Below are 6,827 nucleotides of genomic sequence, written 5' to 3' on the forward strand. Positions count from 1 at the left end.
GAAAAGCAGCAGCAGGGTTTTCTTTTGCATGCACGAAACTACACACGCACATATACCTACTGTTAATGATTATCAAACCAATCATTAAGAATTTCAAGCAATCTGTGCCCGCAATGCTGTGGGAACGGTGCCGGTTAATCTTTTAAAGTAATTGTTGAAGTAAGTGGGATATTCAAAACCAAGTGCATAAGCAATTTCGGCAATCGTAAGGTCAGTATGCTGCAGCAATGCTTTTGCTTCGGTAACAATTCTTTCAGCAATATGCGCAGTAGTTGATTTTCCGGTAGTTTCTTTTACTGCACGGTTTAAATGATTCACATGCACAGCTAATGATTTTGCATAATCCTGTGCTGTCTTCAATTTAAGGGGGCGGTCGGTACTTTCAATCGGAAACTGTCTTTCCAGCAATTCGAGAAATACAGATGCAATGCGTGAAGCAGCGTTTTTATGCCTGTCATAATTCTCCGAAGGCTGCAGTTTTAATGCTTCGTGAATAATCAGGTTAATGTAGTTGCGTATCAGGTCGTCTTTATAAGCATATTCTGTTTGCTGCTCATCAATCATTTTCTGAAATATGGTATTCAAAAATTCACGTTGTTTTTCCGTTATGTTTAAAATGGGTGTACCGCCAATTTTGAAGAAAGGGGATTGCTGAAGGCTTTCAGAGCGGTCGGATAGTTTTAAAAAGGCTTCCGAAAAAAGAACAGTGTAGCCAATGTAGGTTCTTGAAAGTGTCTCCCAGGAATAAGGAATATGCGGGTTACCAAAAAACAGAACAGTTCCTTCGGCTTCAAAACTTCTGTCGGCATAATGAATGATGCTTTTGCCTGTAGTGAGGCAAATCTTATAAAAATCTTTTCTGCTGTAAATGCGGGTGAGGTTACTGTCACATTCAATTTGAAACACATTAAAACCCTTCAATTTTAGTTGAGTATTAAAGTCAGAAATCGAACGGACAATTTTGTCTTGCATTTTCCAAAGTTAAGAAATTCAAACAAAGTGCGGCCGCAACAGGTGCATACAGCAAGCTGGAATGGCAGGCAGAGAGAACACTAAGCCCCCGCAGATTACTGGCAGCCGGCCGCTGGTCTTTCCTGCATCAGCGCTATCATTTCCTGTTGCCAGATATCTTTACTTTTAAAGCCAAAAAGCCGCTGAAGGGCGGCCCTTTGGATAACATCATCTTTTTATCCTGTTGCATGCTACCGAAAGCATGGGTAACAGTGCCAGCCGGATGGCATCAACTACTTTCTTCATCACCCGCCTCACTCGTGACTGCACCATTGCCCCTTTTTCTTACCGGCGGGTACTTTAAGGTAAAACCGAAACATGCCATACACTGTTCTTCATCCCAGCAAAATTGCTGGGCAACTTTATGCAAAATGCTATTTAACATTTTTCCACGTTCTCACGGGCGCCCCTGCGGTTAATGCCCGATTCGCTTACAGCACTTCATCGCCCCTTGCAACCTCAGCCATTTACACAACAGACCGGTAACCAGCTACCTGTAACCGGCTGTCGGGTGAGGGATTGAAGCGGCTACCACGCTGAAGCCTTCGCAGCATGGCCCTGCGGCGGAGTAATAGCGGAAAGCCCGACCCCTTGCGCAGCTTGGGGGCACCCCCTGAAAATTATGGAATTGGCTGAATTTACTTTTTTAAGAAATGGCCACTGTAATCTCCTGTTCACGAAAAATGGTGTGCGTAAAACCGGTGAAACTTTTGAAAACGGTATTAAAAGTGGTTTTTGAATTAAAGCTGCATATCTATACAGGTAAAGAAACTGTCCCGGCAACGTTTTACAGCTTTACTAAAAGTAAAATAAATAAGGCAGGTTTAAAAGTGGCTTGTTGTTTATACATACCGGTTTGGCTACAGTTTATGCGGATAACGGATTTACAACAGGCTTGTTTAACAGTTATACATTATTACCGATGCCGGGGAAAACACCTCTTGCCGGTAACGGTTATTTTACCTAATTTGTCATTAGCACGTATCCCGGCATTGGGCTATGTAACCTGAGTAAGGATTTCTGTGCAGCATATTGCTGAGGGAATTTCGCACACCAAATCTGTAAACAAAACCGCTAACTATATGAGAAGCTTTCTTTGCCTCCCGGTTATTCTCATTGCCATGAATGTTGCTGCCCAAAAGACCATACTCATTAATAACGTACAGGTATTTAATGGTAACGAGGAAAAGACCATCAAGGGCAATGTGCTCATATCGGGCAACCTCATTACAAAAATATCAACTACTGCCATTGAGCCGGAAAACAAGACGGACCTGTACATCATTGACGGCCAGGGCAGGTTTTTGATGCCCGGCCTTATTGATGCGCATACGCATATTATGATGGAATCGCTTAGTGAAATGGCACTGATGGGCAGCGATATTGAATTTATTACCGTTATCGCTGTTAACGCGGCCAAGAAAAATTTGATGCAGGGTTTTACTACATTCAGGGATGCCGGCGGGCCCACCTTTGGACTGAAAAAAGCGATAGACATGGGCATTATACCAGGCCCACGCATATACCCTTCCGGCGCCATGATATCCCAAACTGCCGGGCATGGCGATTTCCTGATGCCGCAGGAAGTTCCCCGGGAAGCTGCTGCCCCGCTGGCTTATGCGGAAAAACACAGCGTGGGTATTATTGCAGACGGTGTGGATGAAGTAACTAAAAGGGTAAGGGAACAGTTGCGGCAGGGCGCCAGCCAGATAAAACTGGCTGCAGGCGGCGGCGCTTCATCCAAGTACGACCCGCTGGATGTGGCCCAATACTCTGAAGCAGAACTTGCGGCAGCGGTAAACGCAGCAGACAACTGGAACACCTATGTAATGGTGCATGCCTATACGCCGCGGAGTATTCAAACAGCCATAAAAGCAGGGGTACGTTGTATTGAACATGGACACCTTGTTGATGAAGAAACGGTAAAAATAATGGCCGGCAAAAAAATATGGTGGTGCCTTCAGCCATTTACTGATGATGATAAATCACCCCATGCGCCTGGCTCGCCCAGCTTTATTAAACAGCAACAATTGCGCAAAGGCACTGATTCAGCCTATTTTCTGGCTAAGAAATACAAGATAAAGACCGCCTTTGGTACAGACTGTTTGTTCGATGCCGGTAAATCAGGAAAAAGGGGCCTGCAACTTACCAAATTAACCCGTTGGTACAACCCTTTTGAAATACTGCATATTGCCACCGCCGTAAATGGGGAACTGATGGCACTTAGCGGCCCCCGCAACCCCTACCCCAACAAACTGGGAACGATAGAGCCCGGGGCCTACGCCGACATTTTACTTATTGATGGCAACCCATTACAGGATATAAAACTTTTGGAAGACCCTGATAAAAACATTTTACTGATTATTAAGGATGGCATTGTTTATAAAAACATGCTGCAACCGGTAAAATGAGTAACGCATTTACCTGGCCCGCTTACCTGCATTTTTTGATATATGCACCTGTTGTTAAAGCATTTTCCAAACTAACTTTTACCGGGATGAAAAACATTGTAAAGTTTGCTCCTGCAAAAAAACTGTTGACTGTTCTCCTGGTATTTGTCACCTGTACATGCCAGGCCCAGAATAACAACACACTGATTACAGATTCTGCATTACAGGCGCCGACAGACACGTTTTATGTGAAGAAGCATTTCTGGCGTGCATCCGGCGAACTGCTGGTTACGCAGTTAGTACCATGGTCGTATAACTACTTTATAAGAAACGCGGATTTTGCGAAAATCTCGTTTAAAAGCATAGGGCACAACTTAAAGCCAGGAAGCTGGGAATGGGATGACAATAATTTTAAAACCAACCAGTTTGCCCACCCTTATCATGGCAACCTTTACTACAACTCTTTCAGAAGCAACGGCTACAATTTCTGGCAGGCAGCCCCGGCAGCATTTGCAGGCAGCCTGTTATGGGAAATTGCCGGGGAAACCCACCCGCCTGCGCCCAATGACTTTGTTAACACCAGTATCGGGGGTATAGCATTGGGAGAAATGACGTACCGGTTATCAAACGCGGTGATCGACAACCGCCAGAGAGGTTTTAAACGCCAGGCGCAGGAAGTACTTGGCTTTATTATTAACCCTGTTAGCGGCCTTACCCGGATTTTAGATGGCAGATGGGGCAAAGTGCACTATCACCCGGATGATACGGTAAAGACTAAACTATCAGGCATACTGGATATTGGCGGAAGAAGGTTTAGCGAACAGGGAGAAGATTTTTTTGAAAGAGGCGATAACGAATTCTACATGCGCTTAAGGCTGCGTTATGGCAACCTGTATGAAGCAACCAAAACACCGTTCAGCAATTTCTCTGTGTTTATAGAAGCAGGCGCTTCTGATTCCGCCTACCTGAATACCGTACTGGTAAATGCCGCATTAAGGCAGTGGCTTGCCAAAGAGCGCCCGGATAGAAGGCATTTTTATGCGCTTACCATGAACTATGATTACTTCAACAATGCATCATTTGAATACGGGGCCCAAAGCTCCAATTTTAAAATATTATCAGAATGGAGGCGCTTAAGCAAAACAAAACTCTTCAGCAATTTAGGCGCCGGGGTAATAGTGCTGGCCGCGGTACCGGATGATTACCTGTATTATGGCGAGGGCCGCAACTACGATTACGGGCCGGGTATTAGTGTATCCGGTGGCATTGGCCTTGTAGCCAACGATAAATTTCTTGCCGCTGTTAACTACCGGGGAGGTTGGTTTTTAACAGTAAACGGCAACGAATCTTCCTTTTTTCTTAACGCGGTTACCACGGAACTGCGGTACCAATTTACGCCGAGGCTTTCAGTGGGCATGGAGCTGGGCCATTTTTCCCTAAACGGCTATTATGCAGATTATAAAGACGTGAGTAAACGCTACCCTTTTGCAAGGTATTCAATAGGCTACAGGTTGTTTGGGGAAAGAGATTAGCAGTGGTTATACTGTAAGACGGATAAGATGTGCACAGCATTATTGCCCCCTTTGGGCTTGTGCACTTACTATCAAACGCCAACCGGGGTTTCATCCGGGGCTATTGATATTTAACCCCCTCATGTAATGCCAGGGTTTTACATTTATCTATCTATGTACCCTATGGCTCCAACCTTCTCAGCCGCATCTGTAGGGTGAACCTATCCTGTGGTAAAAGCTGCGTAGCGAATCCAGCCGTACAAGTGAGTCTATATGTAAAAGGTTTCGGTGCAGCGGCAGTCCTAAAATTAGGCTGCAAAGAAGAATTTTGCTAAAAAAAACAAATATGAAACAGCAAACTTCAGCCACAACCGAAACCTTGGACAAAGGTAGAAGCCTGATTGATTTCAGCGGCAAAATCATCTATGTAGGAATAGATGTACATCAAAAAGATTACCAGGTTGCCAAATTATTAAATGGGATTTGCCTGGGTAATCACCGTATGGGCAGCAACAGTGAAGACCTTATTAAACACCTGAATAGCCACTATCCGGGGGCCACATTTAAGTGTGTGTATGAAAGTTCGGCCTGGGGTTTCACCCTTCAGCGTTCACTGCAGTCCGCAGGAATGGAGTGCATCGTGGTTCATGCTGCCGATGTATCCACCAGTGATAAGGAGAAGAAAAGGAAGACCGATAAGGTGGATGCCTTAAAGCTGGCCCGCAACCATGCAGCCGGTGAGCTTAAGGCCATCCATGTACCGGGGGAGGATATTCAAAAAGACCGCAACCTGATAAGATTCCGCAAGAAACTGGTAGGGGATCTAAACAGGAGCAGGAACCGGTTGAAAAGCATATTGAAATACCAGGGCATCCAACTGCCGGCTAAATATGAAAAGACCAACTGGAGCCATAATTTTCTGGAATGGGTGGAACAGGAAGCTCAAAAAGACGAACGGCTGAAAAGCACTTTAGTGCTGATGTTGGAACAAATCAGGTTGCTGCGCCAGTTGCTGTTAAAAACGGAAGGTAAATTGCGGGAACTGAAAAAAAGCCGGTACCAGCAAAATACCAGCCTGCTGTTGAGTGTTCCGGGAGTAGGCCCTACAACAGCCCTGTGGTTTTTGCTGGAAGTGGGCGATATCAACCGGTTCAAAGGATTTGACGCATTGAATGATTTAATAGGTTTCTGTCCTGATACGGACAGCAGCGGCGATAAGGAAAAAGATACCGGTATTACCACCCGGCGCCACAAACAATTGCGCAGCCTGCTGATAGAAGCTGCCTGGCAGGCCATAAGGATAGATCCGGCTTTAATGGATTGTTATCAGGCATTAACCAAAAGAATGAAAGGCAACCAGGCCATTATCCGTATTGCCCGTAAACTGCTGCGCAGGATAAGGGCTGTTTTGATAAGCGGTGTGCCTTATCAAAAAGGTGTGGTAAAGTAACGGGAACAGAAATGAGTTTTTTTAAGCCATCCGGCTTACCGATAGTAATACAAAAGGAGCCGCCATGACGGCCCCCTCTATACTATCGTATAAGCACAGGCCCTATCGCTGGCAGGTTGTCCTCCGGCAGAGCCCGCTTCCTGTTCAGGCCGGTGCACAAACTTAAAAATCTAATTTTGAAGCAAACAGTATTATTCATATCACAGAAAGGTAATATCAAACAGTTATAAGGACTGCTTTTTGTGTCCTGCAGTTGCAACATACTGCTCAAGTGAGTCTGCAGCCTTATACTTTTACTTTATGGGATTAATAAAGATTTGCAGCGGCCATGTGCCGACTGCTGATAGGAGTTTCACCACCTGTGATAAAAATCTTTTTTCCAATGACTTAAAAAAACACAACATATTAACCTTGTTTTGCAACCTTTTTCAGGATGGCAGGCAGCGTATTCCTTTACATAGGAGT

4 protein-coding genes are annotated in these 6,827 nt (G+C 45.0%); 3 read left to right on the forward strand and 1 reads right to left on the reverse strand.

Annotated features, from left to right (window positions below):
• Nucleotides 1-93: 93 nt before the first annotated feature.
• Nucleotides 94-972, reverse strand: a complete 879-nt coding sequence (locus F0364_RS16905; protein WP_153798985.1) for a helix-turn-helix domain-containing protein — start codon at nucleotides 970-972, stop codon at nucleotides 94-96.
• Between the two features lie 1,121 nt (nucleotides 973-2,093).
• Between F0364_RS16905 and F0364_RS16910 the strand changes: the two genes are divergently transcribed.
• The 3 genes from F0364_RS16910 to F0364_RS16920 all read left to right on the forward strand — a co-directional run bounded on the left by F0364_RS16910 (nucleotide 2,094) and on the right by F0364_RS16920 (nucleotide 6,362).
• Nucleotides 2,094-3,422: a metal-dependent hydrolase family protein gene (locus F0364_RS16910; RefSeq protein WP_153798986.1), complete on the forward strand. Its 1,329-nt coding sequence runs from the start codon at nucleotides 2,094-2,096 to the stop codon at nucleotides 3,420-3,422.
• Entirely contained in the window at nucleotides 3,419-4,933 is a 1,515-nt protein-coding gene (locus tag F0364_RS16915; protein WP_153798987.1) for a DUF3943 domain-containing protein, read from the forward strand. The genes F0364_RS16910 and F0364_RS16915 overlap by 4 nt, the downstream gene beginning before the upstream one ends.
• Before the next feature lie 325 nt (nucleotides 4,934-5,258).
• Nucleotides 5,259-6,362 (forward strand): IS110 family RNA-guided transposase, encoded by a 1,104-nt coding sequence (locus F0364_RS16920; RefSeq protein WP_153795953.1) that lies wholly within the window; start codon nucleotides 5,259-5,261, stop codon nucleotides 6,360-6,362.
• The last annotated feature ends 465 nt before the right edge of the window (nucleotides 6,363-6,827 follow it).

Source organism: Foetidibacter luteolus (assembly GCF_009650435.1).
Lineage (GTDB): Bacteria > Bacteroidota > Bacteroidia > Chitinophagales > Chitinophagaceae > Foetidibacter > Foetidibacter luteolus.

Bases quoted from the DNA above. Each gene is read 5' to 3' on its own strand.
- F0364_RS16910 (WP_153798986.1), top strand. From the start codon at position 2,094: ATGAGAAGCTTTCTTTGCCTCCCGGTTATTCTCATTGCCATGAATGTT.
- F0364_RS16920 (WP_153795953.1), top strand. From the start codon at position 5,259: ATGAAACAGCAAACTTCAGCCACAACCGAAACCTTGGACAAAGGTAGA.
- F0364_RS16915 (WP_153798987.1), top strand. From the start codon at position 3,419: ATGAGTAACGCATTTACCTGGCCCGCTTACCTGCATTTTTTGATATAT.
- F0364_RS16905 (WP_153798985.1), bottom strand. From the start codon at position 972: ATGCAAGACAAAATTGTCCGTTCGATTTCTGACTTTAATACTCAACTA.